The organism is Sediminibacterium sp. C3, assembly GCF_000508085.1.
Classification (GTDB): Bacteria; Bacteroidota; Bacteroidia; order Chitinophagales; family Chitinophagaceae; genus Sediminibacterium.
The window spans coordinates 3,094,862-3,120,480 of the sequence record NZ_KI669560.1; the positions used below are offsets into that span (position 1 = coordinate 3,094,862).

At 40.4% G+C, this 25,619-nt stretch carries 25 protein-coding genes; 6 read left to right on the forward strand and 19 right to left on the reverse strand.

Features of this window, described 5'->3' with window-relative positions:
• Positions 1 to 2: 2 nt before the first annotated feature.
• Positions 3 to 923 (reverse strand): NAD(P)-dependent oxidoreductase, encoded by a 921-nt coding sequence (locus F777_RS0114480; RefSeq protein ID WP_026752673.1) that lies wholly within the window; start codon positions 921 to 923, stop codon positions 3 to 5.
• 10 nt (positions 924 to 933) lie between these two features.
• Positions 934 to 1,695 carry a 16S rRNA (adenine(1518)-N(6)/adenine(1519)-N(6))-dimethyltransferase RsmA gene (gene rsmA, locus F777_RS0114485; RefSeq protein WP_026752674.1) on the reverse strand — a complete coding sequence of 254 codons (762 nt, stop codon included), beginning with the start codon at positions 1,693 to 1,695 and terminating at the stop codon, positions 934 to 936.
• Between the two features lie 40 nt (positions 1,696 to 1,735).
• On the opposite strand from rsmA, the gene pdxA reads away from it, so the two are divergent.
• Positions 1,736 to 2,830, forward strand: coding sequence for a 4-hydroxythreonine-4-phosphate dehydrogenase PdxA (gene pdxA, locus F777_RS0114490; RefSeq protein ID WP_026752675.1), 1,095 nt, complete (start codon positions 1,736 to 1,738; stop codon positions 2,828 to 2,830).
• Between the two features lie 5 nt (positions 2,831 to 2,835).
• Positions 2,836 to 3,705, forward strand: coding sequence for an aldose 1-epimerase family protein (locus F777_RS0114495; protein WP_026752676.1), 870 nt, complete (start codon positions 2,836 to 2,838; stop codon positions 3,703 to 3,705).
• A gap of 12 nt (positions 3,706 to 3,717) precedes the next feature.
• Here the strand turns inward: F777_RS0114495 and F777_RS0114500 are convergent, their stop codons facing one another.
• The 15 genes from F777_RS0114500 to F777_RS0114570 form a co-directional block, all read right to left on the reverse strand.
• Complete coding sequence (locus F777_RS0114500; RefSeq protein ID WP_235785962.1) at positions 3,718 to 4,410, reverse strand: hypothetical protein; 693 nt, start codon at positions 4,408 to 4,410, stop codon at positions 3,718 to 3,720.
• An 18-nt stretch (positions 4,411 to 4,428) separates the two neighbouring features.
• Entirely contained in the window at positions 4,429 to 5,304 is an 876-nt protein-coding gene (locus F777_RS0114505) for an ABC transporter permease (protein ID WP_026752678.1), read from the reverse strand.
• On the reverse strand, positions 5,282 to 6,217 hold the full coding sequence (locus tag F777_RS0114510) for an ABC transporter ATP-binding protein (protein WP_026752679.1): 936 nt from the start codon (positions 6,215 to 6,217) through the stop codon (positions 5,282 to 5,284). The genes F777_RS0114505 and F777_RS0114510 overlap by 23 nt, the downstream gene beginning before the upstream one ends.
• Positions 6,218 to 6,250: 33 nt before the next feature.
• On the reverse strand, positions 6,251 to 6,535 hold the full coding sequence (locus F777_RS0114515) for a winged helix-turn-helix domain-containing protein (RefSeq protein ID WP_026752680.1): 285 nt from the start codon (positions 6,533 to 6,535) through the stop codon (positions 6,251 to 6,253).
• Entirely contained in the window at positions 6,528 to 7,211 is a 684-nt protein-coding gene (locus F777_RS0114520; RefSeq protein WP_026752681.1) for a hypothetical protein, read from the reverse strand. Before F777_RS0114520 ends, F777_RS0114515 begins: the two co-directional genes overlap by 8 nt.
• Positions 7,204 to 7,800: a hypothetical protein gene (locus tag F777_RS0114525; protein ID WP_026752682.1), complete on the reverse strand. Its 597-nt coding sequence runs from the start codon at positions 7,798 to 7,800 to the stop codon at positions 7,204 to 7,206. Before F777_RS0114525 ends, F777_RS0114520 begins: the two co-directional genes overlap by 8 nt.
• 66 nt (positions 7,801 to 7,866) lie before the next feature.
• Positions 7,867 to 8,496, reverse strand: a complete 630-nt coding sequence (locus F777_RS0114530) for a TRAP transporter TatT component family protein (RefSeq protein WP_026752683.1) — start codon at positions 8,494 to 8,496, stop codon at positions 7,867 to 7,869.
• A gap of 18 nt (positions 8,497 to 8,514) precedes the next feature.
• Positions 8,515 to 8,787 (reverse strand): 2TM domain-containing protein, encoded by a 273-nt coding sequence (locus tag F777_RS0114535; protein ID WP_026752684.1) that lies wholly within the window; start codon positions 8,785 to 8,787, stop codon positions 8,515 to 8,517.
• Positions 8,788 to 8,805: 18 nt separating this feature from the next.
• The gene (locus tag F777_RS0114540) at positions 8,806 to 11,046 is read right to left on the reverse strand and encodes a TonB-dependent receptor (RefSeq protein ID WP_026752685.1); all 2,241 of its coding nucleotides are present in this window, start codon (positions 11,044 to 11,046) and stop codon (positions 8,806 to 8,808) included.
• 169 nt (positions 11,047 to 11,215) lie between these two features.
• Complete coding sequence (gene atpA / locus F777_RS0114545) at positions 11,216 to 12,793, reverse strand: F0F1 ATP synthase subunit alpha (protein WP_026752686.1); 1,578 nt, start codon at positions 12,791 to 12,793, stop codon at positions 11,216 to 11,218.
• A gap of 36 nt (positions 12,794 to 12,829) precedes the next feature.
• Positions 12,830 to 13,393: an ATP synthase F1 subunit delta gene (gene atpH / locus F777_RS0114550; RefSeq protein ID WP_026752687.1), complete on the reverse strand. Its 564-nt coding sequence runs from the start codon at positions 13,391 to 13,393 to the stop codon at positions 12,830 to 12,832.
• Between the two features lie 2 nt (positions 13,394 to 13,395).
• Positions 13,396 to 13,890 carry a F0F1 ATP synthase subunit B gene (gene atpF / locus F777_RS0114555; RefSeq protein WP_026752688.1) on the reverse strand — a complete coding sequence of 165 codons (495 nt, stop codon included), beginning with the start codon at positions 13,888 to 13,890 and terminating at the stop codon, positions 13,396 to 13,398.
• 86 nt (positions 13,891 to 13,976) lie between these two features.
• Positions 13,977 to 14,225, reverse strand: coding sequence for an ATP synthase F0 subunit C (gene atpE, locus F777_RS0114560; protein ID WP_026752689.1), 249 nt, complete (start codon positions 14,223 to 14,225; stop codon positions 13,977 to 13,979).
• A 26-nt stretch (positions 14,226 to 14,251) separates the two neighbouring features.
• Positions 14,252 to 15,334 (reverse strand): F0F1 ATP synthase subunit A, encoded by a 1,083-nt coding sequence (gene atpB, locus F777_RS0114565; RefSeq protein ID WP_026752690.1) that lies wholly within the window; start codon positions 15,332 to 15,334, stop codon positions 14,252 to 14,254.
• A gap of 46 nt (positions 15,335 to 15,380) precedes the next feature.
• Complete coding sequence (locus tag F777_RS0114570) at positions 15,381 to 17,234, reverse strand: ABC transporter ATP-binding protein (protein WP_235785963.1); 1,854 nt, start codon at positions 17,232 to 17,234, stop codon at positions 15,381 to 15,383.
• A gap of 18 nt (positions 17,235 to 17,252) precedes the next feature.
• Between F777_RS0114570 and F777_RS0114575 the strand changes: the two genes are divergently transcribed.
• The 4 genes from F777_RS0114575 (at position 17,253) to F777_RS0114590 (ending at position 22,656) form a co-directional block, all read left to right on the forward strand.
• On the forward strand, positions 17,253 to 19,514 hold the full coding sequence (locus tag F777_RS0114575) for a RelA/SpoT family protein (RefSeq protein ID WP_026752692.1): 2,262 nt from the start codon (positions 17,253 to 17,255) through the stop codon (positions 19,512 to 19,514).
• Positions 19,515 to 19,571: 57 nt separating this feature from the next.
• The gene (locus F777_RS0114580; protein ID WP_026752693.1) at positions 19,572 to 20,834 is read left to right on the forward strand and encodes an adenylosuccinate synthase; all 1,263 of its coding nucleotides are present in this window, start codon (positions 19,572 to 19,574) and stop codon (positions 20,832 to 20,834) included.
• Between the two features lie 86 nt (positions 20,835 to 20,920).
• On the forward strand, positions 20,921 to 21,367 hold the full coding sequence (locus tag F777_RS18045) for a hypothetical protein (RefSeq protein ID WP_026752694.1): 447 nt from the start codon (positions 20,921 to 20,923) through the stop codon (positions 21,365 to 21,367).
• A 14-nt stretch (positions 21,368 to 21,381) separates the two neighbouring features.
• Positions 21,382 to 22,656 (forward strand): anthranilate synthase component I family protein, encoded by a 1,275-nt coding sequence (locus tag F777_RS0114590; RefSeq protein WP_026752695.1) that lies wholly within the window; start codon positions 21,382 to 21,384, stop codon positions 22,654 to 22,656.
• Here the strand turns inward: F777_RS0114590 and yihA are convergent.
• Together yihA and F777_RS0114600 are read right to left on the reverse strand one after the other, a co-directional pair.
• A complete protein-coding gene (gene yihA / locus F777_RS0114595) occupies positions 22,645 to 23,271 on the reverse strand; it encodes a ribosome biogenesis GTP-binding protein YihA/YsxC (RefSeq protein WP_026752696.1) in 627 nt (208 codons plus the stop codon). The genes F777_RS0114590 and yihA overlap by 12 nt on opposite strands.
• A 111-nt stretch (positions 23,272 to 23,382) precedes the next feature.
• Positions 23,383 to 25,590, reverse strand: a complete 2,208-nt coding sequence (locus F777_RS0114600; protein ID WP_051408640.1) for a TonB-dependent receptor — start codon at positions 25,588 to 25,590, stop codon at positions 23,383 to 23,385.
• Positions 25,591 to 25,619 lie beyond the last annotated feature (29 nt).

Consider the following 25,619-nt stretch of genomic DNA (forward strand, 5'->3'; position numbering starts at 1 on the left):
AATCAGAGATGCAGTTTTTGTAGTACAATGTCCGCCATTTTATAGAAAGCTTCATGGCTGTATCCTGCTATATGAGGAGTTATGATAACATTCTTAAAACTTAGCAACTGGCTCAGACGCAATTTTTCGGTTTCGTCATAAGTATCCAGCTTTTCATTTTCCAGCACATCCAAACCTGCTGCCCGGATCTGTTTGTTTTCCAGAGCCATTACAACAGCAGCTGTATCCATTACTTTTCCCCTGCAGGTATTTAAAAAGTAAGGTTGTTTTTTGAGTTGATTAAAAAAGGCTGTATTAGCAAAGTGGCGGGTCTCTTCGGTTAACGGAAGGTGAAGACTGATTACTTCGGCTTCATGCATGATCTGTTCAAGAGAAGACTCTTCTATATAGCCAGATCCGAATCCTTTTTTATACTTATCATAAGCAAGCAGCTTTACCTGAAAAGGCTCAAGCAATCGTGCAAAAGCAGATCCCGTATTTCCATACCCGATTATGCCTACTGTTTTACCAGTCAACTCATCGGCGCGGTTCTCATCCCTCAACCAAAGGTCTTGCTTAACTTCATTGCAGGCGCTATTGATTCTATTCATCAGGTTAAGCAACAAACCCAATGCGTGCTCAGCAACTGCGTTGCGGTTTCCCTCCGGACTGCTTTCACATTGAATACCTTTGCTCTGTGCATAGGTAACATCAATCAATTCCATACCACTGCCCAATCTGCCAATCCATTTCAACTGAGGAGCGGCATCAATTACAGCGCGGTCAATACGCAACCTCGTGGTTACAATCAATCCAACAGCCTCTTTTATTTGCAATAGCAATTCTTCGTACGAGATGGCTGGTTCATAGCATACTTCGTATCCTTTCGCACGCAGCGTCTCTATTAAATAGGGATGTACTTTAGCAGTAACAATTACTTTCATTTGCTTGTATTTAAGCCATTCTGTAAGTCAGTGCAGCAAAATCTTCTACGGTTAACTGCTCTGCCCTTTTAGTGAAGATTTCTTCCTGTAAAACAGTAGCATCAAAAAAAGGTTTCATTGGATTTCTTAGCATTTTCCGCCTTTGTCCGAATGCAGCTTTCACCAGTGTGAATAAGGCTTTTTCGCTTCTCACCGCTACAGGATTGTCTTTTCGTTTAAGCTGAATCACCCCACTCATTACTTTTGGGGGAGGATTAAAAGACTCAGGGGGTACATCAAATAGATACTCTACCTCATAAAATGCCTGCACCAGCACACTCAGGATGCCATATACTTTGGTATTCGGTTTAGAAACAATTCTCTCAGCCACTTCTTTTTGAAACATGCCTATCATTACCGGAATCTGCTCTTTCCACTCCAATACCCTGAAGACAATCTGTGTTGAAATATTATAAGGGAAATTACCCACCATGGTAAATGGCCCCGCAAAAGGTACCGGAACATCCAGGATACTACCTTCGATAATAGCATTGGAAATTGCCGGATATTGGTGTTGTAAATACAGTACTTTTTCGTTGTCCAGTTCAACTGCCTTGAATTGTTGAATGGGCAAGTCCAGCAAATACTTGGTCAGGGCGCCTGCACCGGGCCCTACTTCCAGCACCTGTTGCAGGTTTTCCGGCTTTTCTTTCAGAACAGCCACAATCTGCTTACAGATATTTTCATTGGTAAGGAAATGCTGTCCCAGCGACTTTTTGAGCGTATATTGCATGACTGCAAAAGTAGTATTTTAGCAACCTAAATCGTGGTAAATGAGTAACGAAACACAAAAACCCATTATTGGCTTCACTTGCGGAGATATAAATGGGATTGGATTGGAACTAATCATCAAATCTTTAATGGATCAGCGTATCCTTGACTTTTGCGTTCCCGTTGTATTTGCCAATAACAAATGCCTGAATTTCTACAGAAAAAGCATACCCGATTCTAATTTCAACTGCACCAATATCAATCAGTTTTCCCGCCTGAATCCCAAACAGGTAAATATATTTACGGTTTGGGAAGAAGAAGTTACCATTACCCCCGGAGAACTGAACGAAACCGGTGGCAAATATGCATTGAAATCACTGGAAGAAGCCACCAAAGCCCTGCAGGAAGGTCATATTCACGGTTTGGTAACAGCCCCTATTCACAAAAAAAATATTCAGTCCGAACAATTTCAATACAGCGGTCATACTCCTTACTTCAAAGCTTTTTTCAACGTAAAGGATGTAGTGATGTTTATGGTCGCCGAAAACATGAGAGTGGGTTTGGTTACCGAACATGTAACTGTTGAAGAAGTTGCCAAACATATTACCAAGGAATCCATCCTTAGTAAACTGCAAATCATGCATCAGTCTTTGCAAAAGGATTTTGGAATAGACAAACCCAAGATTGCCGTTCTGGGATTGAATCCTCATGCAGGAGACGAAGGACTGATTGGGAAAGAAGAAATTGAAATCATTAAACCTGCTATTAAAGAAGCAAAAAACAAATCACTGGTTTTTGGCCCTTATTCAGCAGATGCCTTCTTTGCAAGAGGCATGTACGAAAAATTTGACGCTGTTCTTGCTATGTACCACGACCAGGGATTGATTCCTTTTAAATCATTGGCCATTGGCGAAGGGGTAAACTATACAGCTGGTCTCCCTTCCGTTAGAACCAGCCCAGATCATGGAACGGCTTTTGATATAGCTGGCAAAGGAAAGGCCGATCATACTTCTTTTCTGGCAGCCACTTTCGAATGTATTGATATCATCAATCATCGGATGGGTCATGCAGACAGAAACAGAAACCCACTCAGAAAAATCAGTGCCCGTATGCTGGCCAATGCTGTGGATGAAAGAATTGAAGAAAACGAAGGGTAAAAACCATGATACAATTAGAAAATAATAGCCTCAAAGTTTCCATTTCAGAGAAAGGTGCCGAATTACAGGAAATATTCAGCAAAGAGACTCAACTGGACTATTTGTGGAGTGGCGACTCTCAATTCTGGGGTAAAAAAAGTCCGGTATTGTTTCCCATCGTTGGAACACTAAAGAACAATAGTTTCCATCACAATGGCAATTCCTACACATTAAGCAGACATGGATTTGCCCGTGACATGAATTTCAAAATAACTGAATCAAAAGAGAACAGGGTATGCTTAACCCTTCAGGCAGATCAGGAGACACTTACTCAGTTCCCCTTTTTATTCAAACTGAATATTATTTACGAACTGAACAAGAACCAGCTCAGCTGTACTTACGAAGTAATCAATATTGATATTAAACCCATGTACTTTTCCATAGGTGCGCATCCTGCATTTAAAGTGCCCCTGGAACCCTCCTATGAATTCAGTGATTACCAATTGATTTTCAGTGAAAAAGAATCCGCAGGCAAATGGCCAATTTCTGCAGAAGGTTTGATTGAAGAAAAACCAACCCCCTTTTTTGAAAACACTAATGAAATTGCCTTAACCAAAGAATTGTTCTATGGCGATGCCCTGGTTTTCAAACACCTTCAATCCAATACCATTGAATTGAAGAACTCCCAATCCAAACATGGATTTATATTTTCCTGGAAAGACTTTCCTTACATGGGAATCTGGAGTGCCAAAGATGCCCCCTTTGTTTGCATTGAACCCTGGTGTGGTATTGCAGACTCGGTAAATGCTACAGGAGAATTGAGACAGAAAGAGGGTATGAATCTATTGGTGCCAGGTGAAATTTTCAAAAGAACCTGGGGTGTTACCCTATTTTAATACCAATTGATTTTACTGATTATTGAAAATACTATTGCTTAACCCTGTATTGATGGTATAGGAAGTATAGTTGATTTCTACTCTCCCCTTCCTGCCTTTCATCTTGTCTTTAATGGCTTTATCTGTATCGTCAAACTCCAGTGTAATGCCTTTGGGTAATTTGTAATCCTTAGCGTTGAAACTGAAAATTACCTTATCAGGCAATCCATATTCGTCATACTTCCCGTAAATTAATTCCATCTCATAAGTTCCATTCTCCCGGGTAGTAGTAACTGATTTACGGATTAGTAAATTTTGTTCATCTATATATAGAGTAGATAAAATAATATCTCCTGCATCCGCATTCGGCAATAGTTTCACAACCCTAACCGGAAGATTTTGAACCGTACTCATCCCTGCATCAATTGCCACAAATCCGGTTTGCATAACCATGCTGCCAATATTAATGCTTACGCCGCCCTTCGGTAAAACAGAAATCCCTCCATCTCTTTGCAACTTAAACTTATCAGGACTTTTAAAAAACACTTTTACTTTGCCGATGGGTGCTTTAATAAAAGCCACATCTGTTTTCATTTTACCATCAGCGGTATAGTCCTTTACTTTATCCAGTTTAGCTTTCACTTTCATCACCAATGCATTCATATCCTGTGCCTGAACCCTTGTCTCTCCCCAAAAAGCGAATAGGGTTAACAATAATAATTTCACAATTGTATTTTTCATAAACTAACTAAGAATATCTTTTTTTCTGAATAAGGCAATGGCTGTTCCTACAAATAAAAAAATATGAATGAACAGGATACCGGCCGACTGAACTATCTTCTGCGGGTTCTGAATGCTTCCGATTATGGCTTCATTGGCATCGTTTACCTTGAAATCGAAAAACTCTTTCCAGGTAATCATATGGGTAGTAAATAAATAGGGCTTTATTAAATTGAATAAGGGAATATTCATGGTACTCAGAATGGTACTCACAATAATAACACTCATCGTGGCAACTATGGGACCAATGGAATTTTCTGCAAAAAAAGATAAGAGAAAGCCCAGTGCTGCCACGGTTATCATAGCCAGTGCAGCAAAACAGAAAGCTCCTGCATATCTCCAGAACACATCAGACTCTTTTACAATTACCACATAACTGCTTTTCATCAGGAACAAATCATCGGTTCCAAAAATCAACATGCTCAATAACAAACCCATAATGGCAATCCAGATCAACAACAAAACCGTGTAAATAGAAGAAGCCAGAAATTTTGCCAGCACAATAGATGTTCTGGATTGCGGCTTGGTCATTAACAAACGAAGGGTTCCCATATTGGCTTCCCCCGAAATCATATCAGCAGCAATCAGCGCAATCAGTAAAGGAACATGCACCAGCAACAATTGCAGAATTACATAGCAGATAAAATATCCATTCAGAATTTTGCCATCCACACTGAAACTACTGGCAAAGTCGGCCATAACAAAATCTGCATACTCTTTTCCATCCACCCATAAGCCCAGCTGAATAACACCAATCAATGCAGTAATGGCTGCAAAAGACAAATAGGTTCTGGGTCTTTTAAAGACCTTGTACAATTCAATTTGTAAATGTTCCCACATATTGTTTTCCAGCGGTTACTTGTAAAAAATAATCTTCCAGATTGTTTCTGGAAGCCAAAGAATATATATCAACCCCATTCGAGGCAAGCATTCGGTTAAAAGCAGGAATCTCCGATCTTTTAATTTTAACCAGCAACTTACCCTCTCTCTCCGGAAGCAACTGATTTCTCCACTCGGAAGCAGCAAGAATCTGATGTGCGGATTCCCTGTTGGATACTTCCATTTCCAAAATGGCTTGTTCCTCATTTATCAGCGCTGATGCGGATCCCTCTACCAGCTTTTTCCCTTTGTCAATAATTAAAATACGGGTTGCAATCTGCTCTATTTCATTTAAAAGGTGGGAAGAAACAATCACTGTTTTCTTTTGTTCTCTGGAAAGGAAGAGTATTAAATTTCGTATATCGGCTATACCCTGTGGATCCAAACCATTGGTGGGTTCATCCAACACAATTATCTGCGGATTATGTACCAGCGCAATACCAATACCCAACCTTTGTTTCATTCCCTGAGAAAAGGTTTTAACAATGTCGTGCGCTCTCTCTGCCAGCCCTACCTGTTCAAGCTGATTCATTAACAAGGCCCTTGTAGTTTTGATGCCACTTAATCTGGCAAATAATTTTAAATTTTCGTATGCGCTCAGGTATTTATATACATCGGGCTTTTCAATTACTGCACCAACTTGTTGAAGAATTTCTTTACGGTGAGAATGAAGTGGCAGACCGAAAAGCTCAATATTGCCTTCTGAGGGGGTAATTAATGTTAGGAGCATACGGATAGTAGTACTTTTTCCCGCACCGTTTTGGCCCAGAAAACCATATACATCGCCCTGATCCACTGAAAAGGAAAGCTGATTTACCGCTGTAAAGGATCCGAATTGTTTCGTTAAACCTGAAACTTTTACTATCTGTTGCATTGGTTAGTATAACAACAAAATAGGCCAAGATGTTTAAACTTTCAGGTATTGTTGCAAAGCCTGCACATAGGCTTCAAAGGCTTTGACTCCTTCGGGAGTTACCTTACAGGTGGTTTGAGGATAATTGTCTTTAAACTGTTTTATTACTTCAATATAACCGGCGTCTTTTAGCTTTTGAACCTGCACACTCAGGTTACCGGCAGTCGCATTCGTTTTCTCCTTTATAAAAGTGAATTCAGCTTCTTTTACACTAATGAGCAAACTCATTACTGCCAATCTTAGCTGCGAATGCAATATGGGATCCAGTTCTTTAAACATTCACAGAAACCTGACGCAGGTATTTTTTTCTTAAAATAATGCCCGGAATAAACCAGCAAACCAAAGCTGCAATTGACCCTAACAGCATATCATAGCGGCTTTCAGTGAACAGACTCAGTATAAATAAACCATAAGTGGCAATCGCGCCAAGCTTCATAGGTGCAAATTTCTTAACCATTCCGGTAACCATCGTGGGGAAAGCGTATAATAAAATATAAATAGAATATAAAGAAGGCGTAAAAGGTCTGATTACTTCATCTGGTCTTCCATCGGAATAGTGCTTCATCAGGGTCCAACCTTCTTCTGCAATAAACTTTTCTGTCTGAACAGGAACAAAATTCTGATAAAATCCCATAGCAAAAATACTGATTCCGAAAACCAGCCAAACTACATCAACCAGATCGTCGTCATATAGCTTCGCCTTCTTTATTTTCTTTTCCTGAATAGAAATATAAACCTGAGGAATGATGGCTGCCAGCACGAGCCACCAGATATCAAATCCAAGTTTAAAATCATATTCTCGTTGCAGGAAATTAACGCCGGAAGCAATGGCAACTACTGCACCCCACAATAAAGACCCGATACCTGTATCGTGATAGCTGCCCTTTGCCTTTTTAATCATTTCAGCAATCAGCTGTAAACTCTCCTGTTCTGAGAAGGTTGACTCCTTAGCCATTGTTTGAATTTTTAAATTTTGCTCTCAAGAGATATCCTGGGATTATCCATGCGCCCAGCACGGCCGGTATCAATAATAAAATTATTTCACGGCCTTGTACAAACACAGAACATACTGACAGTGTCCAGCAAAGTAATCCGCCAATTTTTAAAGGATTAAAACGCATGATTGCACCCGTTAAAAAGGTTGGCATCCCATAAAATAAAAGTATAAACGCATACAATAACTGCCATGTCCCTAATTGTGAAATAATCAATGTAACCAACCCCATACAGATTCCAAAAACCATCCACACATAACCGATTATTTCATCTGTGTAATTTTTAACCTTTGCCTTCTTTTGTTGTGTAATAATATAATACAGCTGATAAGCCATTGCCAATAAAGTCAATAACCAGACCAGACTGGCCGACTTCCCTAATTCGGTAAAAGTCAGCAATCCATAATGCAGAACAGCACATAAAAAAACCACCCATCCCCAAAGCAGATACAATGTTCCGTTTTCAGAATACTTGTTTTGAGCTTTATTAATCATGCTCTCGATTAAAGCAAGGCTTTCAACTGCAGAAAATTTTTCTGTCTGACTCATTAGAAGTGCATTAATTGGTTAAAGATACCCAACTGTATGAATGATAAATTAGAATGGATACACAAATTATTGACAAGCCGCCAACAATTGTTCAGCCTGCTCCTTACCCCAATTCGGATGTAATGCAGACAATGGCTTGAAACCTGAAAACAGTTCCAGTGATCTTTCAAACAGTTTTTTCGCAACGGCTTTACCACCACCAAATGCTTCCGGCACATTCATTAGATATTGTCCTTCCAATAAATAAGGTCTTGGATTGGATGGATCAATCTCCTTAGCCTTGGCAATGGCTTCGGAGGCCTGAGCCCCAAAAGTTTGCCAACGAGACATTGGATCTACCAATAATTGCATCACAGCAACCTGTTGTTTTAAACAATAGATTTCTGCATTGGCAGGTTCTATGGTTTCTGCTTTGTTTATTAATTCTGAAACTTTGGAAGCAACTTTATCTTTATCAGCCGCCGGATTCATGAAAGCTGCAATGGTATAATGTCTGGCTGCATAATAATAGGGCAACCACTGTGTTTTTTCTGCTTCGGCAATACGCTCATAGTAAGCACCTAATGCCTGTAAATCATCCGCTCCTTTGGATTCTTTTAACTTGGCAAATCCATTTTGCATGGCAGATTCGTACTTTGTTTGTGCATTCAATGCCAAAACAGAAAATAGTGCAATTAGGGATAATAATTTTTTCATACTATATATTTTAACTGGTTATTGTTGATTTTTAAGTTTCTGATATTCGCTTTCTACACTGTTGATTTGATTACCATGATAGGCTTTTGCATACTGAAATGCCAGCCCGATACCCCAGCCCAGTATGGGCCAGATTGGCCAGAAATGGCCTAAGTCACGCGAAGCGTAAAACCAGATGGCAGTTAAAAATAGATTTACAATAATATAACTGACTAAGCTCCATTTAAAGCCTACTCTTTCTTTGGCAATTTGCCACAGAATTTCATCCTTGTTTTCGGTAAGATGGTTCATGTTGTTTGTATTAGTTGTTTATAAATTACTATTGATATTTTGTTGTGTTCTGTCTACACCCCAGCTAAGAAAAACGCCGAGGAAAAAACTACGGGAAGCCGGGGGATTAATTTCCGAACGAATCAATAATCCATCCGCATCTCTTACCCTGCTACTGTAATTGTATCCAAAAATTTGTCTCTCATTAAATACATTGTTAATTCCCAATACCACAACTGCATTGGCTTTTCCAATTTTAGGCAACCAGTTTAAACTGAAATTATTGGTACTGTAGGCAATGGTTTTATCAGATAAAAACTCTTTGGCTGAACGATTGGGGTTATAATAAGGTCTGCCCGTACTCCAGTTATAGCTCCAGTTTACGCCAAACATATTTTTGACCCAGAATTTTTTTAGTACTACACTACCACTATGTGTTGCAGCAAAACCAGGCTGAACAAATGCTGGATAATTATTATAATCTCTTTTAGTATCCAGATAAGAATAGCTGATCCAGTAATCAAAATTTTTAAACGTCTTGCGATCTCTCCAGAATAATTCAATTCCTTTAGCATACCCATAACCATTGTTGTTTACTACAACAGGAAATCCACTGGATGTTTTTAATAAACTCACATAGTCTTTATAAAAAGCCTGGGCCCTGAAAGTGTAACTCGAAGAAATATGCTGATAGGTTAAAATGTAATGATCAGCTCTTAAAAAGTCTACTGCAGACTGGTTAATCAAATACCGTCTTTCCGGTGTCTGATAGAAAATTCCATAGTCAGCTGATAGTTGACTATTCTTTGAAAGCTTATAAGACAAGGCAGCTCTGGGGGCTATATTCACTTTGTTAAGCAAACTACTGTGTTCTATCCGCAAGCCCGGACGAAAGGCCAGCTCATTGGTAATATATAAATCTGCTTCCGCAAAACCCGCTGTATACCTGTCTTTAACCAAAGAAGGGTACAAACCCAATACACTTTGGAATCGGGCACTGTCCTGGTTATTCCATAGTTCAGCTCCAAATCTAAGTGTATTAATAGACCCGAATCTTTTTTCGGCTACCGCCCTCAACTGGAACATCCATTGGGTAGCATAATTGGTAAATGACGCCTGATCAATTACCGGAATCTGTGTTTTAGGAACCGATTGATATTGCTGATTCTGAACCTGACTTACTATCTGATCTCTGTTATAACTAATACTACCTGCCAGATTCAGCTTCCAGCCATTTCCTAAAAACTGTCGGAAACTCAGATTAGTAAATAGGTTCTGATTGTTCAACTGAAACGCGTTCCACAATCCAAGACTATCCAGCGAAGGATTTCTTACCCCTAATGATCCTGAATTATAATAGGCATATATCTTGAACACTCCGTTTTTCTTGGTTTTAAATCGGTAATTGGCATCAGCTGTATGAAAATCGGGGACCTTGAAAAAGTCAGGAGCCTGTGGTACCAGCTTTTGGTACACGGTTAAATTCGTCCAATTGTAACTGAATCCATAACTAGATTTTTTATTGGCTGCTACCTGTTGTAATCCCAGAGAAGCAAACAATGGTGAAAGTCCCAGTTGCAATTCTGATTTTTCTGGTATATCAAGACTTTCCAAATTCAATACACTACTTAGTGCCTGACCATATAAGGCAGAATAGCCCCCACTACTAAATACGGTTCCATTGAATAAAAAAGGAGAGAATCTTCCTCTCTGTGCAATACCCGGTACGCTGCTATAAAAGAAATTATTAACCACAGTTCCATCAATGATAATTTTTGCTTCTTCGGCGGAACCCCCACGAATAAACAATCCTTCTTGCTCACCTACTTTTTGCGCACCAGGTAATGTTTGAATAGTAGCCGAAATATCCGCATTGGCTCCTGCTGTGGTAGCAATGTCCAGGGCCTTTAATACTGTACCTTTTTTCTTATCACTGGCTTCATAGGAACCAGCAGTTATAATAACTGCTTTCAGCTCGTTGATTTCTTCTTTTAAATAAAGTGCAATGGCCAATGTGTCAATTCCTAAATCCAATCCCTGCTCAAGGGTTTTATATCCAATATTGCTAACGACCAGTATAACTTTTCCCTTTTCAGTGGTCTTAAATGAAAAAGCACCAGTAGAGTCTGAAAGGGTTCCATCATAACTATCCTTTATAATTATATTGGCACCCGCCAGAATACGCCCCTTCTGATCTTTAACTGTCCCCTTTACCAGAACCTGCCCTTTTAATAAACTGGCCAGCATTAGTCCAGCTATAAATATTAGAATTGCTTTCATTGTATCGATTTGCCGAACAAACATAAACTGGTTTATTTTATAAACCAAACTATTTTATAGAATTATATTAATAATTGGTCATTTTTAATCATTTTTTAATCTGCAAGGAATATCAGGAACATAAAAAAAGGCCGCCCGAGGGGCGACCTTTTCTAATAAATCAACTTTCTTATTTATACTGCTCAGCGATTCCTTTTGCCAAGTCAGTCATTTTCTTCAATCCGTCTTCAGGTAAGTTTCCTTTCTTGAATTCAGCCAGCACATCTGGTAATTTGTTCTCCATTTCCATCAAGAAATGAGCTTCAAATTCCTTCACTTTCTTAACGGCAACTTCACGAAGTAAACCTTGTGTACCCAGGTAAATAATAGCCACCTGTTTTTCCACAGTAAATGGAGTGTACTGTGCCTGCTTTAATACTTCCACGTTTCTTGCCCCCTTGTCAATTACAGACTTGGTTGCAGCATCCAGGTCACCACCAAACTTAGAGAAGGCTTCCAACTCACGGTAAAGCGCCTGATCCAGCTTAAGGGTACCTGCTACTTTTTTCATGGATTTGATCTGCGCATTACCCCCCACACGGCTTACAGAAATACCTACGTTGATTGCCGGACGGATACCTGCGTTAAACAAGTTACCTTCCAAGAAAATCTGACCGTCGGTGATAGAGATTACGTTAGTAGGAATATAGGCAGATACGTCACCTGCTTGTGTTTCAATGATTGGCAATGCAGTTAAAGAGCCACCACCTTTCACCAAATGCTTGATAGATTCAGGAAGATCGTTCATATTCTTTGCAACGTCATCGTTGGCAATTACTTTCGCAGCTCTTTCCAACAAACGGCTATGCAAATAGAATACGTCACCAGGATAAGCTTCACGTCCCGGAGGTCTTCTCAATAACAAAGAAACTTCACGATAAGCAACTGCCTGCTTAGACAAGTCATCGAATACAATCAATGCTGGTCTACCGGTATCTCTGAAGAACTCACCAATTGCAGCGCCCGCAAATGGAGCATAGAACTGCAATGGAGCAGGATCAGAAGCAGAAGCAGATACGATCGTAGTATATGCCATTGCACCATTGTCTTCCAGGGTTTTCATAACACCGGCAACAGTAGAGGCTTTCTGACCAATCGCAACATATATACAATATACAGGCTTACCTGCATCATAGAATTCTTTCTGGTTGATGATGGTGTCAATACAGATAGCTGTTTTACCAGTCTGACGGTCACCAATTACCAACTCACGCTGACCACGACCTACAGGAATCATCGCGTCAATGGCTTTGATACCAGTTTGTAGCGGTTCTTTTACCGGCTCACGATAAATAACCCCGGGTGCTTTACGCTCCAATGGCATTTCGTATAAATCACCACTGATAGGACCTTTACCGTCAATGGGTTCACCTAAAGTATTAATAACACGACCAACTACCCCTTCACCTACTTTGATAGAAGCAATCTGACCGGTTCTTTTTACTTTGGCACCTTCTTTAATGCTTCCGCTTTCACCCATCAATACCACACCCACATTGTCCTCTTCAAGGTTAAGTGCAATTGCTTTAACACCATTCTCAAATACTACCAGCTCACCGCTTCGTACACCGTTAAGGCCGTACACGCGGGCAATACCATCACCCACCTGCAATACGGTTCCTACTTCTTCCAGCTCGGCAGAAGCATTGAAATTGCTGAGTTGCTGTCTCAGTATCGCTGATATTTCATCTGGTTTAATATCTACCATTTTGTATGATTTAAAAGTTGATCTTAATGTTTAATGTTATCTAATATTAGAAACAAACTGATTGTCCATGAACTGTTTTCTAATAGCACGTAAATCACTGGCAATGCTGGCATCTACCTGCTTATTATCGAACTCCAGTACAAAACCGCCAATCAGTTTTTCATCTACCAATGCCTCCAGTTCAACGGTTGCAAAATTATTTGCTTTTTGAACACTGGCTTCAATGGATTTTTTCAATTCATCAGAAACAGGAGCAGCAGTAATCAGCTTTACCTGATGAATACCTTTTAACTTATTGTACTGTTGTATAAATGCATTGGCAATTTCGGGAAGATCGCTTTCACGTCCTTTCTTCACCAAAAGATTACTGAACAAAGTAGTTAATTCAGACACTTTACCATTAATAACTGCAGAAACAATTTTCTCTTTCTGATCAGCTTTAATGATAGGGCTTTTCAACATGTTCAGAAAATCCCGGCTGGTTTTACAAACAGCCTGTATAAATAGCATATCAGCACGAACAGCGTCCAATTGATTTTTCTCTATGGAAAGATCAACCAGGCTTTTGGCATAACGGTCTGCTAATCTTGGGTTCGACATGCTTAGTTCAATTTAACGCCTTCAGCTAATTGTTTAATATAATTTTCCTGCTCACTCTTATTGCTCAACTCTCTGCTCAACACTTTCTCTGCTACTTCTATAACAAGTGATCCTACCTGATTTTTTACATCGGTTAAAGCAGCATTCTTTTGTTGTGTAATGGCAGTTTGTGCTTCAGCAACAATGCGATCAAACTCAGCTTTCGCTTTTTCTTTCGCATCTGCAACCATTTTATCAGCTGTTTCCTTGGCTTCCTTAATCATCACGGCTCTTTCTTCACGGGCTTTGGCCATCATTACTTCATTCTCATTTTTCAAGGCAGCCATTTCAGCTTTAACCTTATCAGCAGAAGCAATTGCATCAGCAATACCTGTTTCTCTTTCTTTTAAAGTAGACAGGATGGGCTTCCACGCTAAGCTTTTTAACAAGAAGAATACAATCAGGAAAGCCAGTAAAGTCCATACCAACAATCCTAATCCGGGGTTTAACAATTCCATATTATAGTTTTAAAACTTCAATAGTTAAGGTAAAGATTACTGCATCGCTTGCCCTGTGCGCACGATGCAGTAATAAGTTGGTGCAACTAGGCTTTTAATACAGCCAAGATACCTGCGATTACCGCGAAAAGGGCAACACCCTCAACGAAAGCGGCAGTCAGGATCATGTTTGCACGGATGTCGTTAGAAGCTTCTGGCTGACGAGCGATGCTTTCAACAGCACTCTTACCAATTTGACCGATACCAATACCGGCACCAATTGCAGCTAATCCTGCGCCAATAGCACCACCAAAGTGGCTCATGCTTACATCCAACAAAGTGTTTAGAACTGACATATTGTTTGTTTTAATGATGAAAAAAATTAATGATGCGCTTCATCGTGGTGAGCACCCTCCATTGACTGGCCAATAAATACGGCAGTTAAATTAGTGAAGATGAACGCTTGAATAAAGGCAACCAATATCTCTATAAAATAAATGAAAATGGTAAAAGCAAGGGAAACGGGTGCAAATCCCCATCCGGCAACCTTACTCATCGCACCGAAAATGAAAATCAACATTACGAAGCAGGTAATTACAATGTGTCCTGCAACCATATTGGCAAACAAACGGACAATCAATGCAAAAGGCTTGGTGAAGATTCCAAAAAATTCAACCGGTACTAAAATGGGTTTTACAAAACCAGGTACAGGAGGATTGAAAATATGTCCCCAGAAATGCTTGTTGGTACTGAAAAGAATTACCAGAAAACTGATGAATCCTAAAACAATCGTGAAGGCAATATTACCCGTAACATTCGCTGTTCCAGGAATAAGTCCTAAAAGGTTATTAATAAGAATAAAGAAAAATACCGTTAGCAAATAAGGCATGTATTTTTCATATGCATGACCCAGGTTGGGTTTCCCTACTTCGTCTCTAACAAAAGTAATTACGGGTTCAACTGCATTCTGAAAACCTGATGGGGCCACTTTGGCACCATTGCGCTTGTATTTATTGGCCACTTTTATCATTAAGAAACAAAGCAGGAACACCCCAATAAACATCTGAACCACATTGCGGGTTAAACTTAAATCGTACACTTTTACAGTAGTATCATGCTCACCTGCAGCATTCACAGGAATGATATGACCTTCTTCCGTTTTATATCCTTCGTATACATCGTGACCATGATTGAATTTGGAGTAATTGAATAGGCTCCATCCACGCTCAGGAGAATATAAAATAACGGGCAAAGGAATGCTTACATGCTTTTCGCCAATGGTAGCGAAATGATATTCATGTGCATCCATAATATGCTCCATGATAAGCTTAGAAGGATCAAAAGCAGTTTCTTCGTGTTTTTCACCGCCGGCAGGTGTTTCGCTGGCAAATGTATTTACAGAAAAAAACAGGCTGAACGCGCTGAAAGCAGCTACTAGTAAAGATTTTAAGCTTCTTGAGGCCATACCCATCTCTAAATTTGCGGCAAAGATAAGGGTAGATGGGGTATATTTATTGCAAAACGGCTTTCTTTTTCCCAAACTGCATTTCGTGCAATCTGGCATAAAATCCTCCCAACTTGAGTAGCTCGGCATGATTCCCTTTTTCCTTTAATTCTCCCTTGTCTAACACAATGATTTGGTTGGCTTTACGTATGGTACTCAAACGATGGGCAATCACGATGGAAGTTCGGCCGGCAATCAGGGTATCAATGGCTTTTTCTATGAGCAATTCACTTTCTGTATCAATGGAAGAAGTGGCTTCGTCCAGAATCAGTATGGCCGGATTGTATAATAGGGCCCTGATAAAGGAAATCAGCTGCCTTTGTCCCAGGCTTAAGGTACTCCCCCTTTCCATCACATTGTACTGGTATCCGCCTGGCAATTGCATAATAAAGTCGTGTACGCCAATCATTTTGGCGGCTTCTTCTACCTGTTGGATTGAAATCGCCGGGTTTCTGAGGGTAATATTGTCCATTATGGTACCCGAAAACAGGAAAACGTCTTGCAGTACAACACCGATGCCGCTGCGCAGACAGTCCGTATCCCAGCGGTTGATATCCACCTCGTCTATTGAAATTTCACCTTCCTGAACCTGGTAAAGTCGGTTAAGCAGGCTGATAATGGAAGTTTTTCCGCTACCGGTATGCCCCACCAGGGCTACGGTTTCCCCGGCTTTTACTTCAAAATTAATTCCATGCAATACGTTCTGCGTGCCCGTGTAGGAAAAACTTACCTCCTTAAAACGAATATCCCCGCGAATCTTTGCGGGTCGGTAAGCATCTGCCGGTGGAGGAGGCAATTCATCGGTATTGTCCAACACTTTCAAAACCCTTTCAGCGGCAATCATCCCCATTTGTAACACATTGAACTTATCGGCAATCACCCGAAGGGGTCGGAAAATCTGGTTCAGGTACAATATAAATGCTACCAGCATCCCCGCGTCGAGAGATCGATCAGCAATCCACCACACTAAAATACCCATACTCAATGCCAGTACCACTTCTACTACCGGAAAAAATACGCTATAGGCAAATATGGCGTGGATATTGGCGTCCCGGTGCTTTTTGTTGATTTCCTGAAAAGCTTTGGCCTCTTTATCCTCGGCAGCAAAAGCCTGTACCACCTGCATGCCGGTAATATGTTCCTGCACAAAGGCATTCAATGCTGCCACCGCATTGCGCACCTGGATAAAACTTTTATTAACGCTTTCTTTAAAATAATAAGTGGCAATAATCATAATGGGAAAGGGCGTAAGACAAACAAGGGTTAGCTTCCAGTCCATATAGAACATAGTGCCCAGGGTAATAATAATGGTAAGCAAGTCGGCCACGATGGGTATTAAGCCATCTGAAAAAATTTCGTTGATGCTTTCAATATCATTGATGGTTCGGGTAGTTAAAGTGCCGATGGGGGTTTGATCAAACTGTCTCAGGTTTAAACCCAAGACCTTTTTATACACCGTTATCCTTAAATCCTTTACCACATGCTGTCCCATCCAGGCTGTGATATAGGAAAACAGAAAACGGATACTGGTTTCAATCAGAATAAACCCAATCTGAAAAATAGTTACCGAAATAATAAAACGACTGACATCGCTTAAATCATGCCCAAACAAAACAAAGCGAACCCAGTCGGGTACCTGATTCACCTTCCCCGTTGCTCCGTTTACCGTGAGCTGAATGAGATAGGGCCTAATGGGAGCTGCAATCGCCATGAAAATGGCCAGCAATAAACTGAGATAAAAATATTTTTTATAGGGTTTAACGAAAAAAAAGATGCGTTGTAAAACACTAAAGTCAAATATTTTCTTTTTTTCAGCTGCACTCATGGAGCGCAAAGGTAAACAGAAAATAAAATCAGGCATTTTGTATCTTTGTAAGGTATGGATGCAGTCCCAATTCAGCCTATAGAGCCCGCTTTAGCCAAGTATACCCTGAACGAAGAGCAGGAAAAAAAAGAAATCATTCGCCATTACCGTGCGTTACTGAAAGCGCTTAGACCCAAATTAAAAAAAGGGGATAAGGAATTATTACGAACTGCTTTTGAAATGGCAGCCAATGCCCACAAGACCATGCGCAGAAAAAGTGGGGAGCCTTATATACTGCATCCGATTGCGGTGGCCATGATTTGTGTGGAAGAAATTGGACTTGGGGTTAGAAGTAGCATCTGTGCACTTTTACACGACACAGTGGAAGACACAGATATTACCCTGGAAGATATTGAAATGGAATTTGGTACCGAGATTGCCAAAATTGTGGACGGACTTACCAAGATCTCCGGTGTTATGGACACCAATACCAGTCAGCAGGCAGAGAACTTTAAAAAAATATTGCTGACCCTAACCGATGACCCAAGGGTAATCTTGATAAAGCTGTCTGACCGCCTGCACAATATGCGTACCCTGGATCATATGAAGCGGGAAAAACAACTGAAGATTGCTTCGGAAACCGTTTGGGTATACGCGCCTCTAGCCCACAGAATGGGTTTATACAATATAAAGACAGAGCTGGAAGACCTTTCCATGAAATACATGGAACTGGAAGCTTACCGGGATATTGCGAAGAAACTGGCAGAAACCAAGAGAGAGAGAACCCGTTATATCAATGAATTCATTCGTCCGATTCGGGAAAAACTAATTGCGGCCGATTTTGATTTTGAAATCTATGGAAGGCCCAAAAGCATTCACTCTATCTGGAATAAAATCAAGAAAAAAGCAGTTGCCTTTGAAGAAGTCTATGACTTGTTTGCCATCCGTGTTATATTGAACGCCCCTCCCGAAAAAGAGAAGGAACAGTGCTGGAAAGTATACTCTATGATTACCGACGAGTACAATCCCTCCCCTGAAAGATTAAGAGACTGGCTAAGCAACCCCAAGAGCAATGGATACGAAGCGTTGCACACCACCGTGATGGGGCCCCAGGGTAAATGGGTAGAAGTGCAGATCAGAACCAAACGGATGAATGAAATTGCTGAAAAGGGGCTTGCCGCACACTTTAAATACAAGGAAGGAAAAGAAGGAAACGATGAAGACCGTTTTGACAAATGGTTCGGGCAAATCCGCGAAGTCTTAAGTGCACCAGATACAGATGGAGTAGACTTTCTGCAGGATTTTAAAACCTCTTTCTTAGCGGAAGAAATTTATGTTTATACCCCCAAAGGAGAAGTGAAAATGTTGCCTACGGGTAGTACGGCTCTTGACTTTGCATTCTCTATACACTCTGCCATTGGCACCAAATGTATTGGCGCAAAAGTGCACCACAAGCTGGTTCCGATTGGACATAAATTAAGAAGCGGTGACCAGATTGAAATCATCACCAGTAACAAGCAAAAACCATCCGAAGACTGGCTGAATATGGTGGTTACCGCCAAAGCTAAGAATAAAATAAAAGACAGTTTACGGGAAGAAAAAAGAAAGATTGCAGAAGACGGGAAATACGTTTTACAAAGAAGACTGGAATCGCTGGGAGCCGCTTACAGTCAGTACAATATTGAGGAACTGACCCAGTTTTATAAAGTAAATTCTGCACTGGACCTGCATTATAAGATTGCCACCAAAGCCATCGACCTGAAAGATCTGAAAGATTTTCAGATCCTGGGAGACAAAATTGAAATTCCCAAACCTAAAATAGTGATTCCCGAAACGGTGGTAGATTCCAGCAAATCCGTTTCTAAAAAAGATTCTGAACTCATCATATTTGGTGAGAGCAGCGACAAAATCATGTACACCCTGGCCAAATGTTGCAGCCCAATTCCTGGAGACGACGTATTTGGCTTTGTTAGTACGGGTAAGGGCTTAATCATTCACCGAACCAACTGTCCCAACGCTACTCAATTGCTAGCAAATTATGGGTACAGAGTGGTAAAAACCAAATGGGCTAAGAACAAGGAAATCTCCTTCCTGACTGGTTTAAAGATTGTTGGACTAGACGATGTGGGTGTTATTAATAAAATCACCAATGTAATCAGTGGCGATTTGCGCATTAATATTTCCGGGCTTAGCATTGATTCCAAAGAAGGTTTATTTGAAGGCATCATTAAGGTATTTGTGCACGACAAAGAAGAATTGGAAGAACTGGTGAACCGCCTTAAATCTTTAAATGGTATTCAAACCGTTGATAGATTTGATACAGAGAAAGATGCCTAAAGTTTTACTGTTTACTCTTCTTCTTATCCCTTATTTTTGCCCCTTAGAAAATAAACTATGGTTGACGTAATATTAGGCTTACAATGGGGTGATGAAGGAAAGGGTAAAATAGTAGACTATTTTGCACCGAATTATGATATCGTAGCCCGTTTTCAGGGTGGTCCGAATGCAGGACATACGCTTTATGTAGAAGGGAAAAAAATGGTATTGCACCAGATCCCATCCGGTATTTTTCACCAGAACAAAATCAATATCATTGGTGGCGGTGTTGTACTGGATCCGGTAACGCTGAAAAGAGAGTGCGATGCAGTGGCTGCCCATGGAATTGATGTTCGCAAAAATCTGTTCATCTCTGAACGTACTAATATTATTGTTCCAACCCATAGAGCATTGGATAAAGCTTCTGAATTATCCAAAGGAGAGAGCAAAATAGGTTCTACTCTGAAAGGAATTGGACCTGCTTACATGGATAAGACCGGAAGAAATGCTTTGCGTGTGGGTGATTTACTCGACAAGAATTTTACCAGTCAATACATCAAGCTTCGTCTGAAGCACCAGAAATTACTGGACAATTTTCATTTTATTGAAGACATTTCCAGTTGGGAAGATGAATTCTTTGAAGCATTGGAGTTTTTGAAAACATTAAATGTGATCAACTGCGAATATTTCATTAACAATGAAATTACCAAAGGCAAGAAAGTACTGGCCGAAGGTGCGCAGGGAAGTATGTTAGATATTGACTTCGGAACCTTCCCCTTTGTTACTTCCTCCAATACCATTTCGGCCGGTGTTTGCACGGGTCTAGGGGTATCACCTAAGAAAATCAATGATGTAATGGGTGTATCCAAAGCCTATTGTACCCGTGTGGGTAGTGGTCCGTTCCCAACCGAACTGGAAGATGCTACAGGAGAAGAGCTAAGAAAAATAGGCAGCGAATTTGGCGCAACTACCGGCAGACCCAGACGTTGTGGCTGGATCGATTTGGTTGCCTTAAAATATACCTGCATGATTAATGGCGTAAACAAAATCATCATGACCAAGGCAGATGTTTTGGATAGCTTTAATCAACTGGAGGTTTGCACCGCCTATGATGTAAACGGCACCATTTCTGAAGAAGTTCCTTACCAGATTTCAAGAGCGAAAATTAGTCCTGTTCTGAAATCTTTCAAGGGATGGAACACCGATACTTCCCAAATTAAGACAGCGGATGCTTTACCGGCAGAAATGAATACTTATATAGATTTCATCAACAATTATGTGGGTGCACCTGTTAAGTTTGTTTCCAATGGACCAGGAAGGGAACAGATTGTACCCCTGTAGTTTTGGCATTTGATTTGATATTGAAAAATTTATTTGGTTAATATAATTTTGCGTACAAATTTTACGCTCTAAATCTTATTAGAAATATGGCAGCGAAGTCTGATAAGGATAAGAAATCCTCCACCCCGAAAGTGCCGGCTAAAGCAGCGGCAAGCAAACCATCTCCTAAAGCAAAAAAGAAGGAAGATGATGACGATGATGATGATTTTGAAGATGATGAACTGGAGGTAAAATCTACCGCCAAGAAAACAAGCAGTAAATCATCTGCAAAGAAAAAGTCTGATGACGACGACGACATCGACGATGAAGAAGAAGATGTTGAAGACGATTGGGAAGCTTCTGAAGAAGACGACAGTTGGGATCCTGACTTCGATGAATTTGATTTACCCAAGAGCAAGGGCAAAAAAGCTACCGGGGGTAAAAAGAAAGACGAAGAAGAAGATGATTTTAAAGTAGACGAAGACTTTAAGGAATTCGACCTTTTCAACGATAAGAGTGGCGGCTTTGATGACGACGAAGACGATGATTTCTAAATAATATATACTTCTTGAAAAGAAATAGAAAGGCATTTTCAATTAATGAAATGCCCAACTGCAAAGAGCAAATACTACAATGGATTCAACCATTTGGTGTTTGCTCTTTTTTAGATAATCACCAATACCAGTTACCGCATCATTCTGTTGATTGCCTGGCTGCGGCTGGCGCATTGGAGGCAATTAACGGCAACAACACAGCATCAGCTATTGACGCCTTTTATAAAAAAGAACAGGACTGGCTATTCGGTCATTTTTCTTACGAATACAACACACCCGAAAACCTAAGAACGCAGCAGAGGCATCCGGCAGGTTTCAGTGATGCTTTTTTTTTCAGGCCCGATCATATTCTGCAGCTAAGCAACAAGGAACTTATCATTGAGTCATACTCAAAAGATCCGGAACTTATATTTTGTGAAATCAGCAACATAGAAATAAAAGAAGGGAAGCAGCATTCCATTCATTGCACTCCAAGAACCAGCAGAGAAGATTATCTGCAAACCATTCAAGATTTATTGAAACATATTCAGAATGGAGACTGTTATGAAATTAATTTCTGCCAGGAATTTTATGCTGAAAACATTGAATTGGATCCTGCAGCTGTATATCGTCAGCTGACCCGACTATCGCCCAATCCTTTTGCCTGTTACTACAAGGAAAACAACGCCCATTTGCTTTGTGCCAGTCCGGAAAGATGGTTAAAAAAAGAAGGCGGCCAATTATGGTCTCAACCCATTAAGGGGACTCTCAAAAGAGACCTGAACAATTTGGATGCTGACAAACAATTAAGGGATCAGCTGTCCAACAGCTTAAAAGACAAAAGTGAAAATGTGATGGTAGTGGATCTTGTAAGAAACGATTTAAGCCAGGTTTGCATAGCAGGTTCTGTTAAAGTTTCAGAACTATTCGGCATTTACAGTTTTCCTCAGGTGCATCAAATGATTTCAACCATTACAGGAGAACTCTTGCCGGGCAAAGGGATGAAAGAAATAATTCATTCAGGCTTTCCGATGGGCAGTATGACAGGAGCTCCAAAGAAAAGGGTAATGGAACTGATTAGACAATATGAACCCATAGAAAGGGGAATCTTCTCCGGAGCGGTAGGTTATATTAAACCCAATCAGGACTTTGACTTCAATGTGGTTATCAGAAGCATTTTATACAACGATGCCAACAAATACCTGAGCTATCTGGTGGGCAGTGGCATTACTATTTACAGTGACCCGGAACAGGAATACCAGGAATGTTTATTAAAAGCCAAAGCCATTGAAGGCGTTTTAGGCAACTGACTCATTCTTTAGGTCAATAAAAGCAAGCAATTCATCTCTCCCCTGATTTTTCTCTGCGCTGGTTACAAAGTGTTGGGGAAGAAACTGCCAGCTGCTTTTTAACACCGTAAAAAAAGCTTCAATATTTCTGGAAACCACCGCTGGCTTCTCTTTATCGGTTTTGGTGAAAACAAGACTAAAGGGAATCTGCCATTTATCCAGCTGACTAATGAACTCCAGATCAATTTTTTGCGGTTCGTGTCTGCTATCGATTAATACAAATACATTAATAAGGTTTTCTCTTTTGCGCAGATAATTCTCAATCATCTGTTCCCAGCGCCTTCTTGTGCTCTGTGCAATTTTGGCAAACCCATAACCAGGCAAATCTACCAGATACCATTTACTGAATCCTTTGGAGCCCTTCTGCGAACTTTCAATCTCAAAATGATTGATCAACTGGGTTTTACCAGGAGCTGAAGAAGTCTTTGCCAACTTGTTATTCTTACAAAGCATATTAATTAAAGAAGACTTACCCACATTGCTTCGCCCAATGAATGCATATTCAGGTCTGTCGGGTTTGGGGCAAGCTTTATAGTCTGCATTTGAAATCAGGTAAGTTGCTTTTTTAATTTCCATACTGCAAATTAAACAAAAGCCCCCACCAACTAACTTTTGGCAGGGGCTATTCTTTTTAAAACAATTACATGACTCAAAAATGCTTTATTGCAAAGTCAGTAATATGACCCATTAAAAACCCGCTTTTAGGCTAAGAGAAAGGTTTCTGCCCGGAGCAGAAATACCACTGGCGAAATAGCGATAATTTTTATCGAAGATATTTTCCAGTGAAATCTGAAACTGCAAAGCAGATTTTATCTGCAACGCTGTTCTCAAATTCACGGTATGCCAGGAAGGCATTCCATCGGGTGTGGCATATTGCAGGTTATCTTCTCCGTTGGGATTATAATCGGCCAGTCTTTTCCAGCCGTTGAACAAAACGAACAACTCTGCATTCCATTTCTCACCGGATTTTTTTAACGCGAATCTTCCGTGTGTTGGAGGAACATGATCCAGTGGAATACGTCCATTTACTGCGTCGGTAAATTGTCCCCTTGTAATATTAACCACCCCTTCTACATTTAGCTTCGGCATAATTTGCAAGGATGCATTTACACTAAAACCATAGATATGGGCTTTGGCTTTGTTTTGCAATGCATACACGGCACTTTTAACCCCACTGTAAAAAATACTATCCTGGTTATTAAATAAAAACTTGTCTAAAACCAGTGCATTGGTGAAAGAAGTGTAAAATACCGCAGCACCAAAACTGAGGCGCTCCCCGTATTGCTGAACATTCGCTTCAATATTATAAGTGTATTCAGGTTTAATCTGCAAATTGGGCACAACCACCAGGCCGGTTCTGGAATCAAACACTTTAGCCAGATCGTCTATATTCGGAGAACGGAAGCCGGTACTGAACACCAGCGCAGCTCGCAGATTATTCGGACTGGCATAAACGACACCAATATTTCCGGTGATTGCTTTATTTACCTGCCTGACTTTCGTGAAAGGAAAGCGGGTTAACCCTGTATCAACAAATTGCGCGTTCAACTGAACCAAATTGAATCTCAGCCCTTGATTCAGGGTAAAATGCTGATTAATCTTATAGGTATGCTGAGCAAAAACCGCATGCGTACTCATACTGGTTGGACCATCCGAATAACGGGTAGTTATTCTGGATTTATTCCCGGAAACAATATTGACTCTTTCAGCAGTAGAACGCAGAAAATTAGAATAGGACTCTGCACCCACATGCAGTTCATGATTGCCTGCATAATGTTTGGCATCAAAGTTTACGCCAAATACCTGAATTCTCTCCCAGCGAAAATCCTTGTTGTTGTTTTGAAATCTTCGGGTAATTCTGCTTTCCTCAATATCCTGAAAACTGGTAGTCAGTTTCAGGTCCTGGAAAAATCCATTCTGTTCTTTGGCACTTAACTGATAAGCAGCCATATTTCTGATTTGCGGTCCATAATACCATTCAGCAAATACAGGCGTATTTCCTGTTTTTTCGGAAAGACGGTCATACCTGGGGATATCACTGCTATTAGAAAACTGAAGATTAAATACATGCTGTATTTTGTCGCTGGCCTGATACAAAAATTTCTGCGTAACATCCACCTGCTTATACCCTGAAGCAATTTGCTTATTCGGATTAGGATTGGGAACAGAGACATCTGTATTGCCAGAACGAATAACATAAAAGTCCTTTTTACCAAAATTGGGATAAGCTGCAGAACGTTGGTTTCCCTGAATTAAATCGCCAAAGCTTCCGTAGGTTACTGAGGTAAAAGAGGCCCATTTTTTCCCTCCAATATTGAATTGAATATTCCCCCTGTTCTCCTGAACGGCTGAACCATAACGCAGAGTGGCCGAACCGGTCACTTCTGTTTTATTGGTTGACGACAGGACCGGATTCCGGGTAGTCAGGCTGATTACGCCGCCCAAAGCATCGCTGCCAAATAAGGTAGAAGAAGGTCCGTATAAAATTTCAATACGGTCCAGTACCATATTATCCACGGTGATAATATTCTGCAAATGACCCGCACGGTAAATGGCATTGTTCATTCTAACGCCATCCACCACAGTTAAAATTCTGCTGGCTTCAAAGCCCCTGATAACGGGACTTCCCCCTCCTTGCTGACTTTTTTGAACAAATAGCTTACCCGACTGAATAATGGCATCCGCTGTGTTATTCTGAAAATTTAATTGTGGTTTGTTGTTAATGATATCAATGGTTTGTGCCACCCGTTTTAGCTTTTCAGCAAAACGGCTGGAATACACCATTACATCATCTAACAAGGTTATTTTGTTTTGAACACTATCCTTTGTGTTTTGTGCATCTGATATAGATACAGCAAACAGCATAGGAATAATGGTCAATACTCTCTTGATCATTGATTCTATATTTAATAATAAAAAATAGC

Excerpts from the sequence above, each read along its gene's own strand:
- F777_RS0114480 (WP_026752673.1), bottom strand. The coding sequence starts at position 923 with ATGAAAGTAATTGTTACTGCTAAAGTACATCCCTATTTAATAGAGACG.
- yihA (WP_026752696.1), bottom strand. The coding sequence starts at position 23,271 with ATGGAAATTAAAAAAGCAACTTACCTGATTTCAAATGCAGACTATAAA.
- atpE (WP_026752689.1), bottom strand. The coding sequence starts at position 14,225 with ATGTCAGTTCTAAACACTTTGTTGGATGTAAGCATGAGCCACTTTGGT.
- F777_RS0114540 (WP_026752685.1), bottom strand. The coding sequence starts at position 11,046 with ATGAAAGCAATTCTAATATTTATAGCTGGACTAATGCTGGCCAGTTTA.
- F777_RS0114535 (WP_026752684.1), bottom strand. The coding sequence starts at position 8,787 with ATGAACCATCTTACCGAAAACAAGGATGAAATTCTGTGGCAAATTGCC.
- atpB (WP_026752690.1), bottom strand. The coding sequence starts at position 15,334 with ATGGCCTCAAGAAGCTTAAAATCTTTACTAGTAGCTGCTTTCAGCGCG.
- F777_RS0114510 (WP_026752679.1), bottom strand. The coding sequence starts at position 6,217 with ATGCAACAGATAGTAAAAGTTTCAGGTTTAACGAAACAATTCGGATCC.
- F777_RS0114600 (WP_051408640.1), bottom strand. The coding sequence starts at position 25,590 with ATGATCAAGAGAGTATTGACCATTATTCCTATGCTGTTTGCTGTATCT.
- atpA (WP_026752686.1), bottom strand. The coding sequence starts at position 12,793 with ATGGTAGATATTAAACCAGATGAAATATCAGCGATACTGAGACAGCAA.
- atpF (WP_026752688.1), bottom strand. The coding sequence starts at position 13,890 with ATGGAATTGTTAAACCCCGGATTAGGATTGTTGGTATGGACTTTACTG.
- F777_RS0114505 (WP_026752678.1), bottom strand. The coding sequence starts at position 5,304 with ATGTGGGAACATTTACAAATTGAATTGTACAAGGTCTTTAAAAGACCC.
- F777_RS0114570 (WP_235785963.1), bottom strand. The coding sequence starts at position 17,234 with ATGCCTGATTTTATTTTCTGTTTACCTTTGCGCTCCATGAGTGCAGCT.
- atpH (WP_026752687.1), bottom strand. The coding sequence starts at position 13,393 with ATGTCGAACCCAAGATTAGCAGACCGTTATGCCAAAAGCCTGGTTGAT.
- F777_RS18045 (WP_026752694.1), top strand. The coding sequence starts at position 20,921 with ATGGCAGCGAAGTCTGATAAGGATAAGAAATCCTCCACCCCGAAAGTG.
- F777_RS0114515 (WP_026752680.1), bottom strand. The coding sequence starts at position 6,535 with ATGTTTAAAGAACTGGATCCCATATTGCATTCGCAGCTAAGATTGGCA.
- F777_RS0114530 (WP_026752683.1), bottom strand. The coding sequence starts at position 8,496 with ATGAAAAAATTATTATCCCTAATTGCACTATTTTCTGTTTTGGCATTG.
- F777_RS0114520 (WP_026752681.1), bottom strand. The coding sequence starts at position 7,211 with ATGGCTAAGGAGTCAACCTTCTCAGAACAGGAGAGTTTACAGCTGATT.
- pdxA (WP_026752675.1), top strand. The coding sequence starts at position 1,736 with ATGAGTAACGAAACACAAAAACCCATTATTGGCTTCACTTGCGGAGAT.
- F777_RS0114575 (WP_026752692.1), top strand. The coding sequence starts at position 17,253 with ATGGATGCAGTCCCAATTCAGCCTATAGAGCCCGCTTTAGCCAAGTAT.
- F777_RS0114525 (WP_026752682.1), bottom strand. The coding sequence starts at position 7,800 with ATGAGTCAGACAGAAAAATTTTCTGCAGTTGAAAGCCTTGCTTTAATC.
- F777_RS0114495 (WP_026752676.1), top strand. The coding sequence starts at position 2,836 with ATGATACAATTAGAAAATAATAGCCTCAAAGTTTCCATTTCAGAGAAA.
- rsmA (WP_026752674.1), bottom strand. The coding sequence starts at position 1,695 with ATGCAATATACGCTCAAAAAGTCGCTGGGACAGCATTTCCTTACCAAT.
- F777_RS0114580 (WP_026752693.1), top strand. The coding sequence starts at position 19,572 with ATGGTTGACGTAATATTAGGCTTACAATGGGGTGATGAAGGAAAGGGT.